The sequence below is a fragment of the Klebsiella michiganensis genome, from assembly GCF_015139575.1.
Lineage (GTDB): Bacteria > Pseudomonadota > Gammaproteobacteria > Enterobacterales > Enterobacteriaceae > Klebsiella > Klebsiella michiganensis.
Genome location: NZ_AP022547.1, coordinates 581192 through 604185 on the forward strand (window position 1 = coordinate 581192; position 22994 = coordinate 604185).

Genomic DNA, 22994 nt, shown 5'->3' on the forward strand with positions numbered 1-22994 from the left:
TCATGCAAACGAGAAAAAATGAAATCTGGGTAGGGGTGTTTTTACTGGTTGCGCTGCTGGCCGCGCTGTTTGTCTGCCTGAAGGCGGCAAACGTAACCTCTTTACGTACCGAACCGACTTATCGGCTCTATGCCACTTTTGACAATATCGGCGGTCTCAAAGCGCGCTCTCCGGTGCGGATTGGCGGCGTTGTCGTTGGACGCGTGGCGGATATTACGCTCGATCCTAAGACCTACCTGCCTCGCGTCGCGCTCGATATTGATGAGCGCTACAACCATATTCCGGATACCAGCTCGCTGGCGATCCGAACTTCCGGTCTGCTGGGCGAACAGTACCTGGCGATGAATATCGGGTTTGAAGATCCTGAGCTGGGAACCACTATCCTTAAAGATGGCGGTACCATTCAGGACACCAAATCCGCAATGGTGCTGGAAGATTTGATAGGCCAGTTCCTTTATAACAGTAAAGGTAGCGACAATAAGAATTCTGGCGATGAACAGGCTGCTGGAGAGAGTCATACTGACGCTACGCCGCCAGCCGGCACGACGCACTAATTTCAGGAGAGTTAAGATATGTTTAAACGCTTACTAATGGTCGCCATGCTGGTGATTGCCCCCTTGACTGCGGCCACCGCCGCGGATCAGTCCAATCCGTACAAGCTGATGGACGAAGCGGCGCAGAAAACCTTCGATCGCCTCAAGAACGAGCAGCCGAAGATTCAGGCTAATCCGAACTACCTGCGCGATATCGTCGATCAGGAACTGCTGCCCTATGTTCAGGTGAAATACGCCGGCGCGCTGGTGTTAGGCCGTTATTACAAAGAAGCGACCCCGGCGCAGCGTGAAGCCTATTTTGCCGCCTTCCGCGAATATCTGAAGCAGGCCTATGGCCAGGCGCTGGCGATGTATCACGGTCAGACCTATCAGATTGCCCCTGAGCAGCCTTTGGGCAGCGCGACCATTGTTCCTATCCGCGTCACCATCCTTGATCCGAATGGCCGTCCGCCGGTGCGCCTGGATTTCCAGTGGCGTAAAAATACCCAGACCGGTAACTGGCAGGCGTACGACATGATTGCGGAAGGGGTGAGCATGATCACCACTAAACAAAACGAGTGGAGCGACCTGCTGCGTACTAAAGGCGTTGATGGTCTGACGGCGCAGCTGAAGGCAAGCTCAGCGCAGCCGATTACTCTGGAACAGAAAAAATAATGACCGGGCAGCTGAGCTGGGCTCGCGATGGTGAGACGCTGGCGCTGCGCGGAGAGCTGGACCAGGATCTTTTGGTCCCGCTGTGGGAAGCGCGCGCGCAGGCGACGGATGGCGTGTCCGCCATCGACCTGAGCGCCGTGACCCGCGTGGACACCGCCGGGCTGGCGCTATTAGTGCATTTTATCGCACTGGTTCGTCGGCAGGGCGGGGAAGCGAAGTTGACCGGGAAGAGTGAAAATCTGCAAACCCTGGTCAGGTTGTATAACCTTCCTGCTGATATGATCCCATAACTTTTTCAGTGCCTTAGTGCTGAAGCTATTCTGAAAGCCCCATCAAACTTTTCGATGGGGCTTTTTGCTTGTTTAAGACGGCGCCACTTTCCTCTAAGATGTTGGGCTGTTTTCACTATCAGATAAATGTAGCCCATGGAAAATCATGAAATTCAGACCGTGCTGATGAACGCACTCTCCCTTCAGGAAGTCCACGTCTCTGGCGATGGCAGCCACTTTCAGGTTATTGCTGTGGGTGAGATGTTCGACGGCATTAGTCGGGTCAAGAAGCAACAGGCTATCTATGCCCCGCTGATGGAATATATTGCCGATAACCGCATCCATGCTCTGTCGATTAAAGCGTTTACTCCGCAGGAGTGGGCGCGAGACCGCAAACTTAATGGCTTATAAGCTGTGGGGATGTTCCCCGCAGCGTATGTGAATTCTTAACAGAGAACAGAATCAATGGATAAATTCCGTGTTCAGGGGCCAACTCGTCTTCAGGGCGAGGTCACCATTTCCGGCGCGAAAAACGCCGCCCTGCCAATCCTCTTTGCCGCGCTATTAGCCGAAGAGCCGATTGAGATCCAAAACGTACCGAAGCTGAAAGACATCGATACCACCATGAAACTGCTGAGCCAGCTGGGCGCGAACGTTAAGCGCAACGGCTCCGTATGGATCGATGCCGGCCCGGTCGACGTTTTCTGTGCTCCGTATGACCTCGTCAAAACCATGCGCGCGTCTATTTGGGCGCTGGGACCGCTGGTGGCGCGTTTTGGCCAGGGGCAGGTTTCTCTTCCCGGGGGCTGCGCCATCGGCGCGCGCCCCGTTGATTTACACATTACCGGCCTTGAGCAGCTGGGTGCGGAAATCAAGCTGGAAGAGGGTTATGTCAAGGCGTCGGTTAATGGACGTCTGAAAGGCGCGCATATTGTGATGGATAAGGTCAGCGTTGGCGCTACCGTGACCATCATGAGCGCTGCGACGCTGGCGGAAGGTACGACCGTTATCGAAAACGCCGCGCGCGAGCCGGAAATTGTCGATACCGCGAACTTTCTCAACACGCTGGGTGCGAAGATCAAAGGTCAGGGTACCGATCGCATCACCATCGAAGGCGTAGCGCGCCTCGGTGGCGGCGTCTACCGCGTTCTGCCGGATCGTATTGAAACCGGGACGTTCCTGGTGGCGGCGGCGATTTCTGGCGGTAAGATCCTGTGCCGCAATGCCCAGCCGGATACCCTTGATGCGGTTCTGGCCAAGCTACGCGACGCCGGTGCGGATATCGAAACGGGCGAAGACTGGATTAGCCTGGACATGCACGGCAATCGTCCGAAGGCCGTCAACGTGCGTACTGCCCCACACCCAGGCTTCCCGACCGACATGCAGGCTCAGTTCACCTTACTGAATCTGGTTGCCGAGGGCACCGGCGTGATCACCGAGACGATCTTCGAAAACCGTTTCATGCATATCCCGGAACTGATCCGTATGGGCGCGCATGCGGAAATCGAAAGCAATACGGCGATTTGCCACGGCGTGAAGCAGCTTTCCGGCGCCCAGGTGATGGCGACGGATCTGCGTGCATCAGCTAGCCTGGTACTGGCGGGCTGTATTGCGGAAGGTACGACGATTGTCGATCGTATTTACCACATTGACCGCGGCTACGAACGTATCGAAGACAAGCTTCAGGCGCTTGGTGCGAATATCGAACGCGTCAAAGGCGAATAAGCCGTAGCAGCAGCCCTCTGACGTTTGTCCGGGGGCTGTTGTCTGCAACCTCGCTTTACTTGTTGTTCTTCCTTGGGCGCATCATTTGCGTTCTGTCGATAAACTGATGGGTATGGGGATCGTGATAGCGCGATGGCCATATTACCCACGGATCGGTTTCCAGCGCGTTAGCAATAATCAGCTCGCCCTTGGGCCAGGGCCGGGTCAGCGCATTGGCGAGCGTTGAAGAACTTAAACCATTACGCCGCGATTCAGCTGCCAGCGACGTCCCTTTTTTGCGTAATCCGGCAATAATATCCGCCGGATGCCAGTCGATGAACTTATCCATAAATTCTCCTGGTAATAAACATGCCTGGCGTCCTTAATGGACGACAAAATGACTATACCGTGGGTTCCAGTAATGTTCTAACAAGTTCTTTTAATGGGTTTGATATTAGGAATATATCAAGGTATACGGCTGGTTCTTGGTTTTTTGACGCTTACTGGAACTTTCCCGCGGTTTGCGCGGGAAAGCAAGAGGAGGGGTTAGTGATCGCGTTGCACAGCGATGTGGGCAAGACCGATTAGCGCTTCACGCCACGGAGAATCGGGAAGGACCTGAAGCGCGGCAATCGCTTTATCAGCCTCTTCCTCCGCGCGTTTTTGGGTCCATTCCAGCGAGCCGCAGGTTGCCATCGTTTCCAGTACGGCGTCGAGAAGATGACGGCCATTACCCTGCTCAATCGCCCCACGGATCATGGCGGACTGCTCTGCGTTGCCGTGTTGCATAGCATGCAGCAGCGGAAGGGTGGGTTTGCCTTCATTCAGATCGTCACCGACGTTTTTACCCAGACGCTCACCGTCTGAACTGTAGTCAAGCAGATCGTCGATCAGCTGGAAAGCGGTACCCAGATAGCGTCCGTAATCCTGTAACGCTTTCTCTTGTTCCGCGCTGCAGTCGGCCAGAATGCCGGAGCACTGGGCTGCGGCTTCAAACAAACGTGCGGTCTTGCTGTAAATGACCCGCATGTAGTTTTCTTCAGTGATATCCGGGTCGTTAACGTTCATCAACTGCAGGACTTCCCCTTCGGCAATGACGTTAACGGCTTCCGACATCACTTCCAGCACTCTCAATGACCCAAGGCTGGTCATCATCTGAAAGGCGCGGGTGTAGATAAAATCACCGACCAGCACGCTAGCCGCATTGCCAAAAGCGGCGTTTGCGGTGGCTTTTCCCCGGCGCATATCAGACTCATCGACGACATCATCATGCAGCAGGGTGGCGGTATGGATAAATTCGATCAGCGCGGCAATGGCGACGTGAGCGTTTCCCTGATATCCAACGGCACGCGCGGCCAGTACGGCAATCATCGGGCGAATGCGTTTACCGCCTCCGCTAACAATGTAATAGCCTAACTGATTGATAAGCTGAACATCAGAGTCGAGTTGCTCAAGAATTGTCGCATTGACGCCCGCCATATCCTGCGCGGTTAACTCATTGATTTTTTCTAAATTCATCGCAAAAGCCGGGCCAAATGTCCTGTTACCGCGTATCCGAATGGGATCACAGAAGGATTAAGATAGAATTAAAAGAAGCTATGATTGTACTGAAAAATTGCCGTAGTTAAACGCTGGAGTGAAAGTTGTGTTTTTTTTCTGCGTTGATCGCTGATCGCTCTTGTCAAAGGCTCGCGTTTTGCGTAATATTCGCGCCCTATTGTGAATATTTATAGCGCACTCTGAATCATACGAAGAGGTGCGCGGAAGCGGAGTTTTATATGTACGCGGTTTTCCAAAGTGGTGGTAAACAACACCGAGTAAGCGAAGGTCAAACCATTCGCCTGGAAAAGCTGGACATCGCAACTGGCGAAGCTGTTGAGTTCGCAGAAGTGCTGATGATCGCAAACGGTGAAGAAATTAAAATCGGCGTTCCTTTCGTTGAGGGCGGCGTAATCAAAGCTGAAGTTGTTGCACACGGTCGTGGCGAGAAAGTTAAAATCGTTAAGTTTCGTCGTCGTAAACACTACCGTAAGCAGCAGGGCCATCGTCAGTGGTTCACTGATGTGAAAATTACTGGCATCAGCGCCTAAGACCTGAGGAGAGATTTAAATGGCACATAAAAAGGCTGGCGGCTCAACTCGTAACGGTCGCGATTCAGAAGCTAAACGCCTGGGCGTTAAGCGTTTCGGTGGCGAATCCGTTCTGGCGGGTAGCATCATCGTTCGTCAACGTGGTACCAAATTCCACGCTGGCACTAACGTAGGTTGCGGTCGTGACCACACTCTGTTTGCTAAAGCAGACGGTAAAGTGAAATTCGAAGTTAAAGGCCCGAACAACCGTAAATACATCAGCATCGTTGCTGAGTAAGTTTTTCGTGGTCCGGTAACGGATTAAAGCCCCGCAACGTGTTGCGGGGCTTTTTACATTGAAACCCCGGAAAATTTTCTGCAGGGAAAACGGGCATGAAGCAGCAGGCCGGCATCGGCATTATTTTAGCGCTCACCACGGCTATGTGCTGGGGTGCCCTGCCGATAGCAATGAAGCAGGTTCTTGAAGTGATGGAACCGCCGACGGTGGTGTTTTACCGCTTTTTGATGGCAAGTTTTGGTCTTGGCGCTATCCTCGCCATGAAAAGAAAACTGCCCCCGCTGCGGATTTTTCGCAAGCCGCGGTGGTTGGTACTGCTGGTCATTGCGACAGCGGGTTTGTTCGGTAACTTCATTCTGTTTAGTTCTTCCTTGCAATATCTCAGCCCCACCGCTTCCCAGGTGATTGGCCAGCTGTCTCCGGTCGGCATGATGGTGGCCAGCGTTTTTGTCCTTAAAGAGAAAATGCGCGGCACTCAGGTTGTGGGAGCGCTAATGCTGGTGAGCGGTCTGGTGATGTTTTTTAACACCAGCCTGATCGAGATTTTTACCCGCCTGACGGACTACACGTGGGGGGTAATTTTCGGCGTAGGTGCGGCGACGGTGTGGGTGTGCTACGGCGTCGCGCAAAAGGTGTTATTGCGCCGTCTGGCATCACAGCAAATCCTTTTTTTGCTGTACACTTTATGTACGATATCGCTATTGCCATTAGCGAAGCCTTCGCAGGTGCTGGCATTAAGCGACTGGCAGCTGGCCTGTCTGGTTTTTTGCGGGCTCAATACCCTGGTCGGCTACGGCGCTCTGGCGGAAGCAATGGCGCGCTGGCAGGCGGCGCAGGTGAGCGCGTTGATTACCTTAACGCCGCTGTTTACGCTGCTGTTTTCAGATTTATTATCACTGGCCTGGCCCGACGTTTTCGCCAGACCGCTGTTGAACCTGATGGGTTATCTCGGTGCGTTTGTCGTGGTTGCGGGCGCGATGTATTCCGCCGTCGGTCATCGTCTTTGGGGACGATGGCGTAAGCGAGAAGCGGTTGTGCCGCTCCCCCGCTCAGGCGAATGATTTACGGAGAGTAAAATGAAGTTTGTTGATGAAGCAACGATCCTGGTCGTAGCAGGCGATGGCGGCAATGGTTGCGTTAGCTTCCGCCGCGAAAAATATATCCCGAGAGGCGGCCCGGACGGCGGTGACGGCGGTGACGGCGGCGACGTCTGGCTTGAGGCGGACGAAAACCTCAACACCCTGATCGACTACCGTTTTGAGAAGTCTTTCCGCGCTGAGCGCGGGCAGAACGGTCAGAGCCGTGACTGTACCGGTAAACGCGGTAAAGACGTAACGGTGAAGGTACCGGTAGGGACTCGCGTCATCGATCAGGGCACCGGCGAGACGATGGGTGATATGACCAGGCACGGTCAGCGCCTGATGGTCGCCAAAGGCGGCTGGCACGGTCTGGGTAACACCCGTTTCAAATCGTCCGTTAACCGTACTCCACGTCAAAAGACGATGGGGACGCCGGGCGATAAGCGCGATCTGCAGCTGGAGCTGATGCTGCTGGCGGACGTCGGCATGCTGGGAATGCCGAATGCGGGTAAATCGACCTTTATTCGTGCCGTTTCCGCCGCGAAGCCTAAAGTCGCTGACTATCCGTTTACTACGCTGGTGCCGAGCCTCGGCGTGGTGCGTATGGACAACGAGAAGAGCTTCGTGGTGGCGGATATCCCGGGGCTGATTGAAGGCGCCGCTGAAGGCGCGGGTCTCGGTATTCGCTTCCTGAAGCACCTGGAGCGCTGCCGCGTGCTGCTGCATCTCATCGATATCGAGCCGATTGATGGTTCCGATCCGGTGGAGAACGCGCGGATTATTATCGGTGAGCTGGAAAAATACAGTGAGAAACTGGCTTCTAAGCCGCGCTGGCTGGTCTTTAACAAGATTGACCTGATGGACAAAGCTGAGGCGGAAGCGAAAGCGAAAGCTATCGCGCAGGCGCTGGGCTGGGAAGATAAGTTCTACCTGATTTCGGCGGCCAGCCAGCAGGGCGTAAAAGACCTGTGCTGGGACGTGATGACCTTTATCATCGAAAACCCGATTGTGCATGCGGAAGAAGCGAAGCCTGCCGAAAAAGTCGAGTTTATGTGGGACGACTACCACCGCCAGCAGCTTGAAGAAGCTGAAGTGGAAGATGATGAAGACTGGGATGATGATTGGGATGAAGACGACGAAGAAGGCGTTGAATTCATCTACAAACGTTAATCCTGAACAAACGAAAAGGGCCGCCAATGATGCGGCCCTTTTGCTTTAGTTGTTCTGATAGAGGTCTTTGTACAATCGGCTTTCGAACCGCACCAGTGGAATGCGGCGATTACGCTGGTCGGCCGGAGGCACCGCGTAGCCAGAAAGGTATTGCACGAACGCCATCTTCTGCCCGCTGGCCGTCGTGATGAAACCGGCCAGGTTATACACCCCCTGCAGTGAACCCGTTTTCGCCGAGACTTTGCCATCGACACCTGCCTGATGCAGGCCTGCGCGGTACTGCAGAGAACCATCATGGCCGGCCAGAGGCAGCATCGAGATAAAGTTGAGTTCATTATCGTGCTGGGCGATGTACTGCAGCACCTGCATCATCGTCGCGGGTGCGATGAGGTTATGGCGCGACAGACCTGAGCCATCGGCAATGATGGTATTCCCGAGATCGACGCCGGCCTGCTGACGTAAGATCTGCCGTACCGCATCGGAACCGGCTCGCCAGGTACCCGGTACGCTGAAGCGAGCGTGCCCAATGGTGCGGAATACCGTATCGGCGATCATGTTGTCCGATTTTTTCAGCATAATACGCAGCAGATCGTGCAGCGGCGCAGATTGTGTACTTGCCAGGACGGTACCCGGATCGTTTGCCAGCGTCTGGCGCAGCAGCGTACCGCTCCAGGTGATGTCGGCGTCGGTCAGCTCAGCTTTCAGAATCGCTCCGGCGTAGCTGGCGCCATCCTGAATGGCAAAAGCCAGCGGCAGCGGCTCGCTGCGCTGCGGCAGACAGCCGGTCAGGGTATAACGGTTCAGATCGCCGGGAACCACGTCAAGCTCACAGTACTGCGCTTCAGAAGAGCCCCGGGGCAGCGTACGCACCTGGCTGAACATGGTCACCGGGTAGTAAGACGCCACGCGAATAAACGCCAGATCGCCCGGCTTTTGCGCGCTATAGAGCGAGATGGAGAAGCAGTTCCGATCGACAATCGCCGCCGCCGGCGGGGCGCTAAAGCACTGCGTCATATCGTTCCATGGCCAGCCAGGCGCTTTGTCATGGCTGGCGAAGATGGAGGTATCGATCAGCACATTACCTTCAATTCGCTGGACGCCTGCTTTCTTCAGCGTGGCCACCATATTACGAATATCCTGACGCCTGAGGGTAGGATCGCCGCCAAAGCGCGCAATGAGGTCGCCTTTCAGGACGCCGCCATCGAGGCTGCCTTTCGTTTCCAGCGTCGTGGTGAAGCGGAAGTCCGGACCCAGCTGCAGCAGCGCAGCAAGCGCGGTTATCACTTTTTGGGTGCTGGCGGGGAGCGCCATCTGCTGGCTATGGTAGTCTATCTCCGGCGTCGGGGATCCCACCTTCTGCGCCATAAAGGCAAGGTTTGCGCCCGCAGGAAGCTGATTGATGTACTCGTCAATATTCGCCGCCTGAGCGCTAAGCGCTATACCGGCAGTCAATCCGATGATAAATCTGGAAAATCGCATAATCTCGCGCTAACAACCTGAAACCAGTCCGTCATACTACGGTGCATCGCCCTGTAAAGTAAACGATGACCCATAGTGAACTTCAGGGTAAAATACGTATCAAATTGAAAATTGCTGCTGGCCTGGGGATGACTTTCCGGGTCGGTTTTCTTTTGCTCCGGCCCTGCTCAAGTCTTGACCGGCTGCGGAGCGGCGTTGTCTGCTCCATGAAGGAATGAAAAAGAGGTATAACAAATGCAAGCTATTCCGATGACCTTACGTGGCGCTGAAAAACTGCGCGAAGAACTGGATTTTCTGAAGTCCGTACGTCGTCCTGAAATCATCGCGGCCATCGCTGAGGCCCGCGAGCACGGCGATCTGAAAGAAAATGCTGAGTATCATGCTGCCCGTGAACAGCAGGGCTTCTGTGAAGGTCGCATTAAGGATATCGAAGCGAAGCTGTCGAACGCGCAGGTCATCGATATCACCAAAATGCCCAACAATGGCCGGGTGATTTTTGGTTCGACGGTCAGCGTTCTGAATCTCGATACGGATGAAGAGCAAACTTATCGTATCGTTGGCGATGACGAGGCCGATTTTAAGCAAAATCTGATTTCTGTAAACTCACCGATTGCACGTGGTTTAATCGGTAAAGAGCAGGACGATGTGGTGGTTATCCGTACACCGGGCGGGGAAGTCGAATTCGAAATTCTTAAGGTTGAGTACCTTTAATTCGAATTTAACGCTACGATGTTGATGGATTGTAAAGAAAGGAAAAAGGCCGCGTAGCGGCCTTTTATCAGCGTCCGGAGCATGGCATTTTGCTCGTCTACCCGCAGAAAACCCTCGATTTACACAAAGTTGTGTCGATAACCAGGATATTCTTAGCGTGGCAGCGAGATTTTACGCTCTTTAGTCGGGCGGTACAGAACCAGCGTTTTACCGATGACCTGTACATTACAGGCGCCGGTTTCGCGCACGATAGCTTCCACGATCAAGGTTTTAGTTTCGCGATCTTCCGAGGCGATCTTCACCTTGATAAGTTCATGGTGCTCTAACGCTTGTTCAATCTCGGCCAGTACCCCTTCGGTCAAACCATTGTTGCCAAGCATAACTACCGGCTTGAGCGGATGTGCCAGACCTTTCAGGTGCTGTTTTTGTTTAGTACTCAGATTCATCGTATTTTTTTGCTTACGTTGGGATTGAAAACGGTTCATTCTACCGCCATCTCCCATATATCGCCAAACTACCGCGTCGATTTTTACGTCGCGAAGTACGATGAACCCGAAATGGGAATGTTAAATGACAGGTAAAAAGCGTTCTGCCAGCTCAAGTCGTTGGCTTCAGGAACACTTTAGCGATAAATATGTTCAGCAGGCACAGAAAAAGGGGTTACGTTCCCGTGCCTGGTTTAAACTTGATGAAATACAGCAAAGTGACAAGATTTTTAAACCGGGGATGACGATAGTTGACCTCGGCGCTGCACCCGGTGGCTGGTCGCAATACGCGGTTACGCAGATCGGTAACAGCGGCCGCATCATTGCTTGCGATCTTTTACCTATGGATCCAATCGTTGGTGTGGACTTCCTTCAGGGCGACTTTCGTGATGAATTAGTCCTGAAAGCGTTACTTGAGCGTGTAGGTGACAGTAAAGTACAAGTTGTCATGTCCGATATGGCGCCAAATATGTGTGGAACACCGGCGGTGGATATTCCCCGGGCCATGTATCTGGTGGAACTGGCGCTTGGAATGGCTCGTGATGTATTAGCGCCAGGTGGTAGTTTTGTAGTGAAGGTGTTCCAGGGCGAAGGCTTCGATGAGTATCTAAGAGAGATTCGCTCCCTGTTTACGAAGGTCAAAGTTCGTAAGCCGGACTCTTCTCGCGCCCGTTCGCGTGAAGTGTATATTGTAGCGACCGGGCGTAAACCATAACCGGCAGATTTCAAACGAAAGTTTGAAAGACGCTGGATATAGAGTATCCTGACGCTGTTTTTAACACAGTTGTAATATGAGGTTAATCCCTTGAGTGACATGGCGAAAAACCTAATACTCTGGCTGGTCATTGCCGTTGTGCTGATGTCAGTATTCCAGAGCTTTGGGCCCAGCGAGTCGAATGGCCGCAAGGTGGATTATTCTACCTTCCTGCAGGAGGTCAATCAGGACCAGGTTCGCGAAGCGCGTATCAACGGACGTGAGATAAACGTTACCAAGAAAGATAGTAACCGTTACACGACCTACATCCCGGTGAACGATCCTAAGCTGCTTGATAACCTTCTGACTAAAAACGTCAAGGTGGTAGGTGAGCCGCCAGAAGAGCCGAGCCTGCTGGCTTCTATCTTCATCTCCTGGTTCCCGATGCTGCTTCTTATCGGCGTCTGGATCTTCTTTATGCGCCAGATGCAGGGCGGCGGTGGCAAAGGCGCCATGTCGTTCGGTAAGAGCAAGGCGCGTATGCTAACGGAAGACCAGATCAAAACCACTTTTGCCGACGTCGCCGGTTGTGACGAAGCGAAAGAAGAAGTCGGTGAACTGGTTGAATACCTGCGCGAGCCGAGCCGTTTCCAGAAGCTGGGCGGTAAAATCCCGAAAGGCGTCCTGATGGTCGGCCCTCCGGGTACCGGTAAAACCTTGCTGGCAAAAGCCATCGCGGGTGAAGCAAAGGTACCGTTCTTTACGATTTCCGGTTCTGACTTCGTTGAAATGTTCGTCGGTGTGGGTGCATCCCGCGTGCGCGACATGTTTGAACAAGCCAAGAAAGCGGCTCCGTGCATCATCTTTATCGATGAAATCGACGCCGTGGGCCGTCAGCGTGGCGCTGGCCTGGGCGGTGGTCACGATGAGCGTGAGCAGACGCTGAACCAGATGCTGGTAGAGATGGACGGCTTCGAGGGTAACGAAGGTATCATCGTTATCGCGGCAACCAACCGTCCGGACGTTCTTGACCCTGCGCTGCTGCGTCCAGGCCGCTTTGACCGTCAGGTTGTGGTCGGTCTGCCGGATGTCCGCGGTCGCGAACAGATTCTGAAAGTGCATATGCGTCGCGTACCGCTGGCGCCGGATATCGACGCGGCAATTATCGCCCGCGGTACGCCTGGCTTCTCCGGTGCTGACCTGGCAAACCTGGTGAACGAAGCTGCGCTGTTTGCCGCTCGTGGCAACAAGCGCGTTGTATCGATGGTTGAATTCGAGAAAGCGAAAGACAAAATCATGATGGGTGCGGAACGTCGCTCCATGGTGATGACGGAAGCGCAGAAAGAGTCCACCGCGTATCACGAAGCCGGTCACGCAATTATTGGTCGCCTGGTGCCGGAACACGATCCGGTGCACAAAGTGACGATTATTCCGCGCGGTCGCGCGCTGGGTGTCACCTTCTTCCTGCCTGAAGGCGACGCGATTAGCGCCAGCCGTCAGAAGCTGGAAAGCCAGATTTCTACCCTTTACGGCGGTCGTCTGGCGGAAGAGATTATCTACGGCGTAGAGCATGTTTCTACCGGTGCGTCGAACGACATTAAAGTCGCGACCAACCTGGCGCGTAACATGGTGACCCAGTGGGGCTTCTCTGACAAACTCGGCCCGCTGCTGTATGCCGAAGAAGAAGGTGAAGTATTCCTTGGCCGCAGCGTTGCGAAAGCGAAGCATATGTCCGATGAAACGGCGCGTATCATCGACCAGGAAGTGAAGTCACTGATTGAGCGTAACTACAATCGTGCACGCCAGCTTCTGAACGATAATATGGACATCCTGCACGCGATGAAAGACGCGCTCATGAAATATGAGACCATCGACGCCCCGCAGATTGATGACCTGATGGCTCGCCGCGATGTTCGCCCGCCAGCTGGCTGGGAAGAACCGGGCTCGTCCAACAATTCTGACAACAATGGCACGCCTCGTGCGCCGCGTCCGGTCGATGAACCGCGTACGCCAAACCCGGGCAATACGATGTCAGAACAGCTGGGCGACAAATAAGTTAGCCGTTCTTGATGCTGTTGTACTTTTCTAAAACCCCTGAGCGTTTGCTCCGGGGTTTTTCTTTTTCAATCTTTCTCTGACTCAGGGATTTAGCGATGAAACTTGTAGCCCAGGGCTCAACCCTCGATCTCTCTCACCCACATGTGATGGGTATTCTTAACGTGACCCCGGATTCGTTCTCTGATGGCGGGACCCATAACACGCTGGTCGAAGCCGTGAAACATGCCAATCTGATGATCAATGCCGGGGCGACTATCATTGATATCGGTGGGGAATCGACGCGTCCGGGGGCGGCAGATGTCAGCGTCGAGGAAGAGCTGGCGCGAGTCATTCCGACGGTAGAAGCGATTGCCCAGCGCTTTGAAGTCTGGATTTCCGTTGATACCTCAAAGCCGGAGGTGATCCGCGAGTCAGCGCGTGTTGGCGCGCATATCATCAATGATATCCGCTCGCTGACCGAACCGGGAGCGCTGGAGGCGGCGGCTGAAACGGGCTTGCCGGTGTGCCTGATGCATATGCAGGGTCAGCCGAAGACAATGCAGGATGCCCCGAAGTACGCGGACGTGTTTGCTGACGTTGAGCGCTTTTTTATCGAACATATTGTGCGTTGCGAACGGGCCGGTATCGCAAAAGATAAATTGTTGCTCGACCCGGGATTTGGTTTCGGTAAAAATCTTTCTCATAATTATGAACTGCTTGCCCGACTTGGGGAGTTCCATCATTTTGGTCTTCCGCTGCTGGTAGGCATGTCACGTAAGTCGATGGTAGGTCAGTTGCTGAATGTCGGGCCGACGGAACGCCTGAATGGCAGCCTGGCTTGCGCAGTCATTGCTGCAATGCAGGGCGCGCAGATTATTCGCGTCCATGATGTCAAAGAAACGGTAGAAGCGCTGCGCGTGGTGGAAGCTACCCTGGCCGCTAAGGAAAATAAACGTTATGAGTAACCGCAAATATTTTGGTACGGATGGTATTCGTGGCCGCGTAGGCGATGCGCCAATAACGCCAGAATTTGTATTAAAGCTGGGCTGGGCGGCGGGTAAGGTGCTGGCACGCCACGGTTCACGGAAGATTATTATTGGTAAAGATACCCGTATTTCAGGGTATATGCTGGAGTCCGCACTGGAGGCTGGATTGGCCGCCGCGGGATTATCCGCTTCTTTTACCGGCCCGATGCCAACGCCGGCAATTGCCTATCTGACGCGCACCTTCCGCGCGGAAGCCGGGATTGTGATTTCCGCTTCACATAATCCGTTTTATGACAACGGCATCAAATTCTTCTCTATCGAAGGTACCAAGCTTCCGGATGAGGTAGAAGAAGCCATTGAAGCCGAAATGGAAAAAGAGCTGACCTGCGTGGATTCCGCCGAGCTGGGTAAAGCCAGTCGTATCGTCGACGCCGCCGGTCGCTATATCGAGTTTTGCAAAGGCACCTTTCCGAACGAGCTGAGCCTCAATGCTTTGAAGGTGGTAGTCGATTGCGCTCACGGGGCGACTTATCATATTGCGCCGAATGTTTTCCGCGAGCTGGGCGCTCAGGTTATTGCGATGGGCTGTGAGCCTGATGGCCTCAACATCAATGAAGAGGTCGGGGCGACGGACGTTCGTGCTCTGCAGGCGCGCGTGCTGGCGGAGAAAGCCGACCTGGGTATTGCCTACGATGGCGATGGCGATCGGGTCATCATGGTGGACCACGAAGGCAACAAAGTCGACGGTGACCAGATCCTCTATATCATTGCCCGTGAGGGGCTACGCCAGGGGCAGCTGCGGGGCGGCGCCGTCGGGACGCTCATGAGCAACATGGGCCTTGAACTGGCGCTCAAACAGCTGGGCATTCCTTTCGTTCGCGCGAAGGTGGGCGACCGCTATGTGCTGGAGAAGCTGCAGGAGAAAGGCTGGCGCATTGGCGCAGAAAACTCCGGTCATGTGATCTTACTGGATAAAACCACGACGGGGGATGGAATTGTCGCCAGCCTGCAGGTGGTGGCGGCGATGGTGCGTAACCATATGAGCCTGCACGACCTGTGCAGCGGAATGAAAATGTTCCCGCAGCTTCTGGTTAACGTTCGCTTTACTGAAGGTAGCGGCAACCCGCTGGAACATGAGCATGTAAAAGCAGTAACCGCGGAAGTAGAAGCTGCGCTGGGCAATCGGGGGCGCGTACTGCTGCGTAAATCAGGCACAGAGCCGCTGATTCGCGTTATGGTGGAAGGTGAGCACGAAGAGCAGGTGCACGAATTTGCCCACCGTATCGCCGATGCCGTCAAAAGCGTTTAATCTCTCTTGCTAAGTGATTAAAAAGGCGACGCTTGCCGCCTTTTTAATCGACAAAAAATCGCTTTTTGCTGTTTTTTTCCGCACTTGATACAATGCGCTGAAATTGCCCTTGCGAAGGTCATTCGCTTTGGTTAGTATTCACACCCGCTTCAGTGGGAAACGTTAAAACGTCCCGCTTTATTGGTCGAAGCACTTGGTATGCGGCAAATCCGCAAGGAACAGGTTGATTATGTACGAAGCTCTTTTAGTTGTTTTCCTTATTGTGGCAATTGGCCTTGTGGGTCTGATTATGCTGCAGCAAGGTAAAGGCGCTGATATGGGAGCCTCCTTCGGAGCAGGCGCTTCCGGCACTCTGTTTGGATCCAGCGGTTCTGGTAACTTCATGACCCGTATGACTGGTATCCTGGCTGCGCTGTTCTTCATCATCAGTCTGGCGCTGGGCAATATCAACAGCAACAAGACCAATAAAGGAAGTGAGTGGGATAACCTGAGCGCGCCGAAAACTGAGCAAACTCAGCCGACCGCGCCGGCGCAGCCGAGCAGCGACATCCCGCACTGATAAGCAGTATCCGTACCGAGGTGGTGGAATTGGTAGACACGCTACCTTGAGGTGGTAGTGCCCTAACGGGCTTGTGGGTTCGAGTCCCATCCTCGGTACCAATTTCCTGAAGAAAGACGCTGAAAAGCGTCTTTTTTTTCGTCCCGAAAAAGTTGAGCAGCTGCATCAGCGGCAGATATGTCACTCCGGTTGGGTTCGGGATTTTTCTGCATAAAAAAGGCCGCGTTAGCGGCCTTTGCGAATTTCTCTGGAGCGTTACTTCGCTTTATTTTCGAGGTTTTCCACCTGCGGCAGGCCAGTTGCGGAAGACGCGGTTAGCAGTCCAGACTGCGCGTAGCCAAACAGCTTATCGCGAGTATCGGTGATATCCAGGTTGCGCATCGTCAGCTGGCCGATACGATCCTCAGCGGAGAACATCGAGTCACCTTTTTCCATCGTCAGACGCTCTGCTTTATAGGTCAGATTATCAGAGACGGTATTCAGGATGGAGTAGTCGTTGCCGCGACGCAGTTCAAGCGTCACTTCGCCGGTAATTTGGCTTGCTACCCAGCGCTGCAGGCCGTCGCGCAGCATCAGCGCCTGGGAATCGAACCAGCGCCCTTGATACAGCAGCCGACCCAGCTGACGACCGTGCGCGTGGTATTGCTCAATGGTATCTTCGTTATGAATACCGGTCAGCAGACGCTCATAGGCAATATGCAGCAGCGCCATTCCCGGGGCTTCATAGATGCCGCGGCTCTTCGCTTCGATGATACGGTTTTCGATCTGATCGCTCATACCCAGACCATGACGGCCGCCGATGCGGTTAGCCTCCAGCATCAGTTCAACGTCATCGCTAAAGGTCTGCCCGTTCAGCGCAACAGGATGGCCCTGTTCAAAGCGAACGGTGACTTCTTCCGCAGGGATTTTGACGCTTTCATCCCAGAACTTGACGCCCATAATCGGGTTCACAATCTTGACGCTGGAGTTCAGGAATTCAAGATCTTTAGCTTCGTGCGTCGCGCCCAGCATATTGGAGTCGGTTGAGTAGGCTTTTTCAACGGACATTTTATAGTCAAACCCACAGGAGATCATAAACTCTGACATCTCCTGGCGGCCGCCTAACTCGTCGATAAAGTCGCTATCCAGCCACGGTTTGTAAATTTTCAGCTCAGCGTTGGTCAGCAGGCCGTAACGATAGAAACGTTCGATATCGTTGCCTTTATAGGTACTCCCGTCGCCCCAGATGTTAACACCGTCTTCCTTCATTGCGGCGACCAGCATGGTACCGGTCACTGCGCGACCCAGCGGCGTAGTATTAAAGTAGGTCAACCCGCCGGTGGTGTTATGAAATGCGCCGCACTGGATCGCGGCAATGCCTTCCGCAACCAGCTGCTTACGGCAGTCGATCAGACGAGCCCCTTCAGCACCATACTCTTTGGCACGACGAGGAATGGCCTCGTAATCGTCTTCGTCTGGCTGTCCCAGATTGGCGGTATATGCATAAGGGACTGCTCCCTTTTTACGCATCCACAGCAGCGCGGCGCTGGTATCCAGCCCACCAGAAAAAGCAATACCAATACGTTGGCCAACCGGGAGATGCTTGAGAATCGTCGTCATAAAATAAAACCCTGCTAGATAGACTGTGGTGAGTTTGACTCAACAATCTTTATTGCATGTTTATGCATTAATTGTGAGTTTTCATTTAATCATCTTTTGCTGGCGACAGGAAGAGGCTGAGCCGCTTTTTGCCAAAAAACCCAGAAATACCAGCATGAACCGAAACCTGGCAATGTGAAATTCATGTTGACAAAATATATGAAGTATCAATACAATTCACTACGATTTTATGTCCCGTCTCTCGGTACCAAATCCCAGCAGTATTTGCGTCTTTTACTCAAAACGAGTAAAATATGCCACGTTTCAGGCGCGGGGTGGAGCAGCCTGGTAGCTCGTCGGGCTCATAACCCGAAGGTCGTCGGTTCAAATCCGGCCCCCGCAACCACTTTCCCATTAAGTACTTTTTCAAATATACTGTGAGGACCGGGTCCTTCGTAGACGAATTTGAAAGAATTCTTCTGGAAAGTGTTCCAGATCGCAGTTGCGATCTCAGGGTTCAGTTATCTAAAGCCCCGATTTATCGGGGTTTTTTGTTATCTGACTTCAGAATAACTGGGCTATACGCCCTTTTTTTATGTCTTGGGGGTGGGTTTGTCCACATTAGAGCAAAAATTAACAGAGATGCTCACAGCGCCAGTTGAAGCGCTTGGCTTTGAGCTGGTCGGCATCGAATTTATTCGCGGTCGCACGTCCACACTGCGCATCTATATTGATAGTGAAGATGGCATCAATGTTGATGATTGTGCTGATGTGAGCCACCAGGTCAGTGCTGTTATGGACGTAGAAGACCCGATTACAGTCGCTTATAACCTGGAAGTTTCTTCTCCAGGTCTCGATCGTCCTATGTTTACCGCCGAGCACTATGAGCGTTTCATCGGCGAAGAAGTTTCGCTGGTTTTGCGCATGGCGGTACAGAACCGACGCAAATGGCAGGGCCTTATCAAAGCGGTAGACGGTGAGATGATCACGGTAACCGTCGAAGGCAAAGATGAAGTGTTCGCGCTGAGTAACATCCAGAAGGCGAACCTGGTTCCCCACTTTTAACAGTCTGGATTGAGGTGAAAGGCCCCGATGAACAAAGAAATTTTGGCTGTTGTTGAAGCCGTTTCCAACGAAAAGGCGCTGCCGCGTGAGAAAATTTTCGAAGCGTTGGAAAGTGCGCTAGCAACGGCTACCAAGAAAAAATATGAGCAAGAGATCGACGTTCGCGTAGAAATCGATCGTAAAAGCGGTGATTTCGACACATTCCGTCGCTGGCTGGTTGTTGAAGAAGTGACCCAGCCGACTCGCGAAATCACGCTGGAAGCTGCGCGTTTCGAAGATGAAAGCATGAATCCTGGCGATTACGTCGAAGACCAGATTGAGTCTGTCACCTTTGACCGTATCACTACGCAGACCGCGAAGCAGGTTATCGTACAAAAAGTACGTGAAGCCGAACGCGCAATGGTCGTCGATCAGTTCCGTGAGCACGAAGGTGAAATCATCACGGGCGTAGTGAAGAAAGTGAACCGCGACAATATTACGCTGGATCTGGGCAACAACGCTGAAGCCGTGATCCTGCGCGAAGATATGCTGCCGCGTGAGAACTTCCGTCCGGGTGACCGTATCCGCGGCGTACTGTACGCAGTTCGTCCGGAAGCGCGCGGCGCGCAGCTGTTCGTGACTCGCTCCAAGCCGGAAATGCTGGTTGAACTGTTCCGCATTGAAGTTCCGGAAATCGGTGAAGAAGTTCTCGAAATTAAAGCGGCGGCTCGCGATCCTGGCTCTCGTGCCAAAATCGCGGTTAAAACCAACGACAAGCGCATCGATCCGGTTGGCGCCTGCGTCGGTATGCGCGGCGCGCGCGTTCAGGCAGTCTCGACTGAACTGGGCGGCGAGCGTATCGATATCGTGCTGTGGGACGATAACCCGGCGCAGTTCGTGATTAACGCCATGGCTCCGGCTGACGTCGCATCTATCGTGGTAGATGAAGACAAGCACACCATGGATATCGCAGTAGAAGCGGGCAACCTGGCTCAGGCCATTGGCCGTAACGGTCAGAACGTCCGTCTGGCGTCTCAGCTGAGCGGCTGGGAACTCAACGTCATGACCGTTGATGACCTCCAGGCTAAGCATCAGGCTGAAGCCCATGCAGCGATTGATACCTTCACTAAATATCTTGATATTGATGAAGATTTCGCCACGCTGCTGGTTGAAGAAGGTTTCGCCACTCTGGAAGAGCTGGCCTATGTGCCAATGAAAGAACTGCTGGAAATTGACGGTCTGGATGAAGCGACCGTTGAAGCACTTCGTGAGCGGGCGAAAAACGCGCTGACCACGCTGGCGCTGGCCAAAGAAGAGAGCCTGGGTGACAGCAAACCTGCCGACGATCTGTTGAATCTGGAAGGTTTGGATCGCGCTCTGGCATTCACCCTGGCCGCCCGTGGTGTTTGTACGCTGGAAGATCTCGCCGAGCAGGGCATTGATGATCTGGCTGATATCGAAGGCTTGACCGACGAGAAAGCCGGAGAACTTATCATGGCCGCTCGTAATATTTGTTGGTTCGGCGACGAAGCGTAATAAACTGTAGCAGGAAGGAACAGCATGACAGATGTGACCATTAAAGCGCTGGCCTCAGAGATTCAGACCTCTGTGGATCGCCTGATACAGCAATTTGCTGATGCAGGGATCCGCAAATCGGCTGATGATTCTGTGACCGCGCAAGAGAAGCAAACCTTGTTGACGCACCTGAACCGTGAACACGGCTCAGCGCCCGACAAGCTGACGCTGCAGCGCAAAACGCGCAGCACGTTAAATATTCCGGGTACCGGTGGAAAGAGTAAGTCGGTACAAATCGAAGTCCGCAAGAAACGCACCTTTGTGAAACGCGATCCGCAAGAGGCCGAACGCCTTGCCGCGGAAGAGCAGGCGCAGCGTGAAGCGGAAGAGCAAGCCCGTCGTGAGGCAGAAGAAGCTGCCAAACGCGAGGCGCAATTGAAAGCTGAACGTGAGGCCGCAGAACAAGCGAAACGTGAACTCGCCGATAAAGCGAAACGTGAAGCCGCGGAAAAAGACAAAGTGAGCAATCAACAAACCGACGATATGACCAAAACCGCCCAGGCTGAAAAGCAACGCCGCGAAAACGAAGCTGCGGAGCTGAAGCGCAAATCGGAAGAAGAAGCACGCCGCAAACTTGAAGAAGAAGCGCGCCGTGTAGCGGAAGAAGCACGCCGTATGGCTCAAGAAAATGAAAAGAACTGGACTGAAGCGCCAGAAACCCCTGAAGAGACCACTGACTATCACGTAACGACTTCTCAGCATGCGCGTCAGGCTGAAGACGATAACGATCGTGAAGTTGAAGGCGGTCGCGGCCGTGGACGTAATGCGAAAGCAGCGCGTCCGGCTAAGAAAGGCAACAAACACGCTGAATCGAAAGCCGATCGTGAAGAAGCCCGTGCGGCCGTTCGCGGCGGTAAAGGTGGCAAGCATCGTAAAGGTTCTGCTCTGCAGCAAGGCTTCCAGAAGCCGGCTCAGGCGGTTAACCGTGATGTTATCATCGGCGAAACCATCACCGTTGGCGATCTGGCCAACAAGATGGCCGTCAAAGGTTCTCAGGTCATCAAAGCGATGATGAAGCTGGGCGCCATGGCGACGATTAACCAGGTCATCGACCAGGAAACCGCACAGCTGGTTGCCGAAGAGATGGGCCACAAAGTTATCCTGCGTCGTGAAAACGAGCTGGAAGAAGCGGTAATGAGCGACCGTGACACCGGCGCTGCGGCTGAACCGCGCGCACCGGTTGTGACCATCATGGGTCACGTTGACCACGGTAAAACCTCTCTGCTGGACTACATTCGTTCAACGAAAGTGGCCTCTGGCGAAGCGGGCGGCATTACCCAGCACATCGGTGCGTACCACGTTGAAACCGACAACGGTATGATCACCTTCCTGGATACCCCGGGTCACGCCGCGTTTACCTCTATGCGTGCTCGTGGTGCGCAGGCGACGGATATCGTGGTTCTGGTTGTGGCGGCAGACGATGGCGTAATGCCGCAGACTATCGAAGCTATCCAGCACGCGAAAGCGGCGCAGGTACCTCTGGTGGTTGCGGTGAACAAAATCGATAAGCCGGAAGCGGACCTGGATCGCGTTAAAAACGAGCTCTCTCAGTACGGCGTTATGCCGGAAGAGTGGGGTGGCGAAGCGCAGTTCATCCCTGTATCCGCTAAAGCCGGTACCGGTATTGACGATCTGCTGAATGCTATCCTGCTGCAGGCTGAAGTTCTGGAGCTGAAAGCGGTTCGCAACGGTATGGCGAGCGGCGCGGTTATCGAATCTTTCCTCGATAAAGGTCGTGGTCCGGTTGCCACCGTTCTGGTACGCGAAGGTACGCTGCATAAAGGCGACATCGTCCTGTGCGGTTTCGAATACGGTCGCGTTCGTGCGATGCGTAACGAACTGGGTCAGGAAGTGCTGGAAGCGGGTCCGTCCATTCCGGTGGAAATCCTTGGCCTGTCAGGCGTACCGGCTGCCGGTGACGAAGTGACCGTCGTTCGTGACGAGAAAAAAGCACGTGAAGTTGCGCTGTATCGTCAGGGTAAATTCCGTGAAGTTAAACTGGCTCGTCAGCAGAAATCTAAGCTTGAGAACATGTTCGCCAACATGACCGAAGGCGAAGTTCACGAAGTGAACATCGTCCTCAAAGCGGACGTGCAGGGCTCTGTGGAAGCGATCTCCGACTCCTTGCTGAAACTGTCTACCGACGAAGTGAAAGTGAAGATTATCGGTTCCGGCGTAGGTGGTATCACCGAAACCGACGCGACCCTGGCGGCCGCATCCAACGCGATTCTGGTTGGCTTCAACGTACGTGCTGATGCATCCGCACGTAAAGTTATCGACGCGGAAAGCCTGGATCTGCGCTACTACTCCGTCATCTACCATCTGATCGACGAAGTGAAAGCAGCGATGAGCGGCATGCTGTCTCCGGAACTGAAACAGCAGATCATTGGTCTGGCTGAAGTCCGTGATGTGTTCAAATCGCCGAAATTCGGCGCCATCGCAGGCTGTATGGTTACCGAAGGTACGATCAAGCGTCATAACCCAATCCGCGTCCTGCGCGACAACGTGGTTATCTATGAAGGCGAGCTGGAATCCCTGCGCCGCTTCAAAGATGACGTTAACGAAGTTCGTAACGGTATGGAGTGTGGTATCGGCGTTAAGAACTACAACGACGTTCGCGTTGGCGATATGATCGAAGTGTTCGAAATCATCGAGATTCAACGTACCATCGATTAATCGTTTAGTAGGCCGGGGAAGCGCAGCGCCACCCGGTTATACAAAATTAAAGGGGGCCGCGTGG

The 22994-nt window shown here is 53.7% G+C and carries 23 protein-coding genes and 2 tRNA genes; 20 read left to right on the forward strand and 5 right to left on the reverse strand.

Annotated features, from left to right (window positions below; genetic code table 11):
• Nucleotides 1-2 precede the first annotated feature (2 nt).
• The 5 genes from mlaD (at nucleotide 3) to murA (ending at nucleotide 3202) form a co-directional block, all read left to right on the forward strand.
• Nucleotides 3-554: an outer membrane lipid asymmetry maintenance protein MlaD gene (gene mlaD, locus JLG71_RS02785; RefSeq protein ID WP_014226983.1), complete on the forward strand. Its 552-nt coding sequence runs from the start codon at nucleotides 3-5 to the stop codon at nucleotides 552-554.
• An 18-nt stretch (nucleotides 555-572) separates the two neighbouring features.
• The gene (gene mlaC, locus JLG71_RS02790) at nucleotides 573-1208 is read left to right on the forward strand and encodes a phospholipid-binding protein MlaC (protein ID WP_004125682.1); all 636 of its coding nucleotides are present in this window, start codon (nucleotides 573-575) and stop codon (nucleotides 1206-1208) included.
• Entirely contained in the window at nucleotides 1208-1498 is a 291-nt protein-coding gene (gene mlaB, locus JLG71_RS02795; RefSeq protein WP_014839634.1) for a lipid asymmetry maintenance protein MlaB, read from the forward strand. The genes mlaC and mlaB overlap by 1 nt, the downstream gene beginning before the upstream one ends.
• Nucleotides 1499-1633: 135 nt before the next feature.
• On the forward strand, nucleotides 1634-1888 hold the full coding sequence (gene ibaG / locus JLG71_RS02800; RefSeq protein ID WP_148849739.1) for a BolA family iron metabolism protein IbaG: 255 nt from the start codon (nucleotides 1634-1636) through the stop codon (nucleotides 1886-1888).
• 54 nt (nucleotides 1889-1942) lie between these two features.
• Nucleotides 1943-3202, forward strand: coding sequence for a UDP-N-acetylglucosamine 1-carboxyvinyltransferase (gene murA / locus JLG71_RS02805; protein ID WP_004854569.1), 1260 nt, complete (start codon nucleotides 1943-1945; stop codon nucleotides 3200-3202).
• Between the two features lie 55 nt (nucleotides 3203-3257).
• On the opposite strand, the gene sfsB is transcribed toward murA, so the two are convergent.
• Complete coding sequence (gene sfsB / locus JLG71_RS02810) at nucleotides 3258-3530, reverse strand: DNA-binding transcriptional regulator SfsB (RefSeq protein ID WP_004854566.1); 273 nt, start codon at nucleotides 3528-3530, stop codon at nucleotides 3258-3260.
• 197 nt (nucleotides 3531-3727) lie between these two features.
• The gene (ispB, locus tag JLG71_RS02815) at nucleotides 3728-4699 is read right to left on the reverse strand and encodes an octaprenyl diphosphate synthase (protein ID WP_004854564.1); all 972 of its coding nucleotides are present in this window, start codon (nucleotides 4697-4699) and stop codon (nucleotides 3728-3730) included.
• A 260-nt stretch (nucleotides 4700-4959) separates the two neighbouring features.
• Here ispB and rplU point away from each other — a divergent pair, with 260 nt between their 5' ends.
• From rplU to cgtA, 4 genes are all read left to right on the forward strand, one after another.
• Nucleotides 4960-5271 carry a 50S ribosomal protein L21 gene (gene rplU / locus JLG71_RS02820; protein ID WP_004106123.1) on the forward strand — a complete coding sequence of 104 codons (312 nt, stop codon included), beginning with the start codon at nucleotides 4960-4962 and terminating at the stop codon, nucleotides 5269-5271.
• Between the two features lie 19 nt (nucleotides 5272-5290).
• Nucleotides 5291-5548 (forward strand): 50S ribosomal protein L27, encoded by a 258-nt coding sequence (gene rpmA, locus JLG71_RS02825; RefSeq protein ID WP_003861831.1) that lies wholly within the window; start codon nucleotides 5291-5293, stop codon nucleotides 5546-5548.
• Between the two features lie 95 nt (nucleotides 5549-5643).
• Nucleotides 5644-6609, forward strand: a complete 966-nt coding sequence (locus tag JLG71_RS02830; protein ID WP_014226981.1) for a DMT family transporter — start codon at nucleotides 5644-5646, stop codon at nucleotides 6607-6609.
• A gap of 15 nt (nucleotides 6610-6624) precedes the next feature.
• Entirely contained in the window at nucleotides 6625-7797 is a 1173-nt protein-coding gene (cgtA, locus tag JLG71_RS02835; protein ID WP_046878320.1) for an Obg family GTPase CgtA, read from the forward strand.
• 45 nt (nucleotides 7798-7842) lie between these two features.
• Here the strand turns inward: cgtA and dacB are convergent, their stop codons facing one another.
• On the reverse strand, nucleotides 7843-9276 hold the full coding sequence (dacB, locus tag JLG71_RS02840) for a serine-type D-Ala-D-Ala carboxypeptidase (protein ID WP_004854556.1): 1434 nt from the start codon (nucleotides 9274-9276) through the stop codon (nucleotides 7843-7845).
• A gap of 234 nt (nucleotides 9277-9510) precedes the next feature.
• On the opposite strand from dacB, the gene greA reads away from it, so the two are divergent.
• Nucleotides 9511-9987, forward strand: a complete 477-nt coding sequence (greA, locus tag JLG71_RS02845) for a transcription elongation factor GreA (RefSeq protein WP_004854554.1) — start codon at nucleotides 9511-9513, stop codon at nucleotides 9985-9987.
• Nucleotides 9988-10139: 152 nt separating this feature from the next.
• Here greA and yhbY read toward each other — a convergent pair whose 3' ends face one another.
• Nucleotides 10140-10433 carry a ribosome assembly RNA-binding protein YhbY gene (gene yhbY, locus JLG71_RS02850; RefSeq protein WP_004139797.1) on the reverse strand — a complete coding sequence of 98 codons (294 nt, stop codon included), beginning with the start codon at nucleotides 10431-10433 and terminating at the stop codon, nucleotides 10140-10142.
• A 124-nt stretch (nucleotides 10434-10557) separates the two neighbouring features.
• Here yhbY and rlmE point away from each other — a divergent pair, with 124 nt between their 5' ends.
• The 6 genes from rlmE to JLG71_RS02880 all read left to right on the forward strand — a co-directional run bounded on the left by rlmE (nucleotide 10558) and on the right by JLG71_RS02880 (nucleotide 16158).
• Nucleotides 10558-11187, forward strand: a complete 630-nt coding sequence (gene rlmE / locus JLG71_RS02855) for a 23S rRNA (uridine(2552)-2'-O)-methyltransferase RlmE (protein ID WP_004106110.1) — start codon at nucleotides 10558-10560, stop codon at nucleotides 11185-11187.
• A 99-nt stretch (nucleotides 11188-11286) separates the two neighbouring features.
• The gene (ftsH, locus tag JLG71_RS02860; RefSeq protein ID WP_004854549.1) at nucleotides 11287-13221 is read left to right on the forward strand and encodes an ATP-dependent zinc metalloprotease FtsH; all 1935 of its coding nucleotides are present in this window, start codon (nucleotides 11287-11289) and stop codon (nucleotides 13219-13221) included.
• Between the two features lie 98 nt (nucleotides 13222-13319).
• Complete coding sequence (gene folP, locus JLG71_RS02865; protein ID WP_014226978.1) at nucleotides 13320-14168, forward strand: dihydropteroate synthase; 849 nt, start codon at nucleotides 13320-13322, stop codon at nucleotides 14166-14168.
• Nucleotides 14161-15498 carry a phosphoglucosamine mutase gene (gene glmM / locus JLG71_RS02870; RefSeq protein ID WP_014226977.1) on the forward strand — a complete coding sequence of 446 codons (1338 nt, stop codon included), beginning with the start codon at nucleotides 14161-14163 and terminating at the stop codon, nucleotides 15496-15498. Before folP ends, glmM begins: the two co-directional genes overlap by 8 nt.
• Before the next feature lie 229 nt (nucleotides 15499-15727).
• Complete coding sequence (gene secG, locus JLG71_RS02875; protein ID WP_004106103.1) at nucleotides 15728-16057, forward strand: preprotein translocase subunit SecG; 330 nt, start codon at nucleotides 15728-15730, stop codon at nucleotides 16055-16057.
• Nucleotides 16058-16071: 14 nt separating this feature from the next.
• Nucleotides 16072-16158 (forward strand) — tRNA-Leu (locus JLG71_RS02880).
• 154 nt (nucleotides 16159-16312) lie between these two features.
• Here JLG71_RS02880 and argG read toward each other — a convergent pair.
• On the reverse strand, nucleotides 16313-17656 hold the full coding sequence (gene argG / locus JLG71_RS02885; protein ID WP_004106101.1) for an argininosuccinate synthase: 1344 nt from the start codon (nucleotides 17654-17656) through the stop codon (nucleotides 16313-16315).
• A 308-nt stretch (nucleotides 17657-17964) separates the two neighbouring features.
• Between argG and JLG71_RS02890 the strand changes: the two genes are divergently transcribed.
• The 4 genes from JLG71_RS02890 (at nucleotide 17965) to infB (ending at nucleotide 22930) form a co-directional block, all read left to right on the forward strand.
• Nucleotides 17965-18041 (forward strand) — tRNA-Met (locus JLG71_RS02890).
• Between the two features lie 206 nt (nucleotides 18042-18247).
• Nucleotides 18248-18700: a ribosome maturation factor RimP gene (rimP, locus tag JLG71_RS02895; protein ID WP_004125659.1), complete on the forward strand. Its 453-nt coding sequence runs from the start codon at nucleotides 18248-18250 to the stop codon at nucleotides 18698-18700.
• 27 nt (nucleotides 18701-18727) lie between these two features.
• Nucleotides 18728-20215 (forward strand): transcription termination factor NusA, encoded by a 1488-nt coding sequence (gene nusA / locus JLG71_RS02900; protein ID WP_004854539.1) that lies wholly within the window; start codon nucleotides 18728-18730, stop codon nucleotides 20213-20215.
• 24 nt (nucleotides 20216-20239) lie between these two features.
• A complete protein-coding gene (gene infB / locus JLG71_RS02905) occupies nucleotides 20240-22930 on the forward strand; it encodes a translation initiation factor IF-2 (RefSeq protein ID WP_025108147.1) in 2691 nt (896 codons plus the stop codon).
• Nucleotides 22931-22994: the final 64 nt, after the last annotated feature.

Coding starts and splice junctions, on each gene's coding strand:
- mlaD (WP_014226983.1), top strand. CDS start 3: ATGCAAACGAGAAAAAATGAAATCTGGGTAGGGGTGTTTTTACTGGTT.
- mlaC (WP_004125682.1), top strand. CDS start 573: ATGTTTAAACGCTTACTAATGGTCGCCATGCTGGTGATTGCCCCCTTG.
- mlaB (WP_014839634.1), top strand. CDS start 1,208: ATGACCGGGCAGCTGAGCTGGGCTCGCGATGGTGAGACGCTGGCGCTG.
- ibaG (WP_148849739.1), top strand. CDS start 1,634: ATGGAAAATCATGAAATTCAGACCGTGCTGATGAACGCACTCTCCCTT.
- murA (WP_004854569.1), top strand. CDS start 1,943: ATGGATAAATTCCGTGTTCAGGGGCCAACTCGTCTTCAGGGCGAGGTC.
- sfsB (WP_004854566.1), bottom strand. CDS start 3,530: ATGGATAAGTTCATCGACTGGCATCCGGCGGATATTATTGCCGGATTA.
- ispB (WP_004854564.1), bottom strand. CDS start 4,699: ATGAATTTAGAAAAAATCAATGAGTTAACCGCGCAGGATATGGCGGGC.
- rplU (WP_004106123.1), top strand. CDS start 4,960: ATGTACGCGGTTTTCCAAAGTGGTGGTAAACAACACCGAGTAAGCGAA.
- rpmA (WP_003861831.1), top strand. CDS start 5,291: ATGGCACATAAAAAGGCTGGCGGCTCAACTCGTAACGGTCGCGATTCA.
- JLG71_RS02830 (WP_014226981.1), top strand. CDS start 5,644: ATGAAGCAGCAGGCCGGCATCGGCATTATTTTAGCGCTCACCACGGCT.
- cgtA (WP_046878320.1), top strand. CDS start 6,625: ATGAAGTTTGTTGATGAAGCAACGATCCTGGTCGTAGCAGGCGATGGC.
- dacB (WP_004854556.1), bottom strand. CDS start 9,276: ATGCGATTTTCCAGATTTATCATCGGATTGACTGCCGGTATAGCGCTT.
- greA (WP_004854554.1), top strand. CDS start 9,511: ATGCAAGCTATTCCGATGACCTTACGTGGCGCTGAAAAACTGCGCGAA.
- yhbY (WP_004139797.1), bottom strand. CDS start 10,433: ATGAATCTGAGTACTAAACAAAAACAGCACCTGAAAGGTCTGGCACAT.
- rlmE (WP_004106110.1), top strand. CDS start 10,558: ATGACAGGTAAAAAGCGTTCTGCCAGCTCAAGTCGTTGGCTTCAGGAA.
- ftsH (WP_004854549.1), top strand. CDS start 11,287: ATGGCGAAAAACCTAATACTCTGGCTGGTCATTGCCGTTGTGCTGATG.
- folP (WP_014226978.1), top strand. CDS start 13,320: ATGAAACTTGTAGCCCAGGGCTCAACCCTCGATCTCTCTCACCCACAT.
- glmM (WP_014226977.1), top strand. CDS start 14,161: ATGAGTAACCGCAAATATTTTGGTACGGATGGTATTCGTGGCCGCGTA.
- secG (WP_004106103.1), top strand. CDS start 15,728: ATGTACGAAGCTCTTTTAGTTGTTTTCCTTATTGTGGCAATTGGCCTT.
- argG (WP_004106101.1), bottom strand. CDS start 17,656: ATGACGACGATTCTCAAGCATCTCCCGGTTGGCCAACGTATTGGTATT.
- nusA (WP_004854539.1), top strand. CDS start 18,728: ATGAACAAAGAAATTTTGGCTGTTGTTGAAGCCGTTTCCAACGAAAAG.
- infB (WP_025108147.1), top strand. CDS start 20,240: ATGACAGATGTGACCATTAAAGCGCTGGCCTCAGAGATTCAGACCTCT.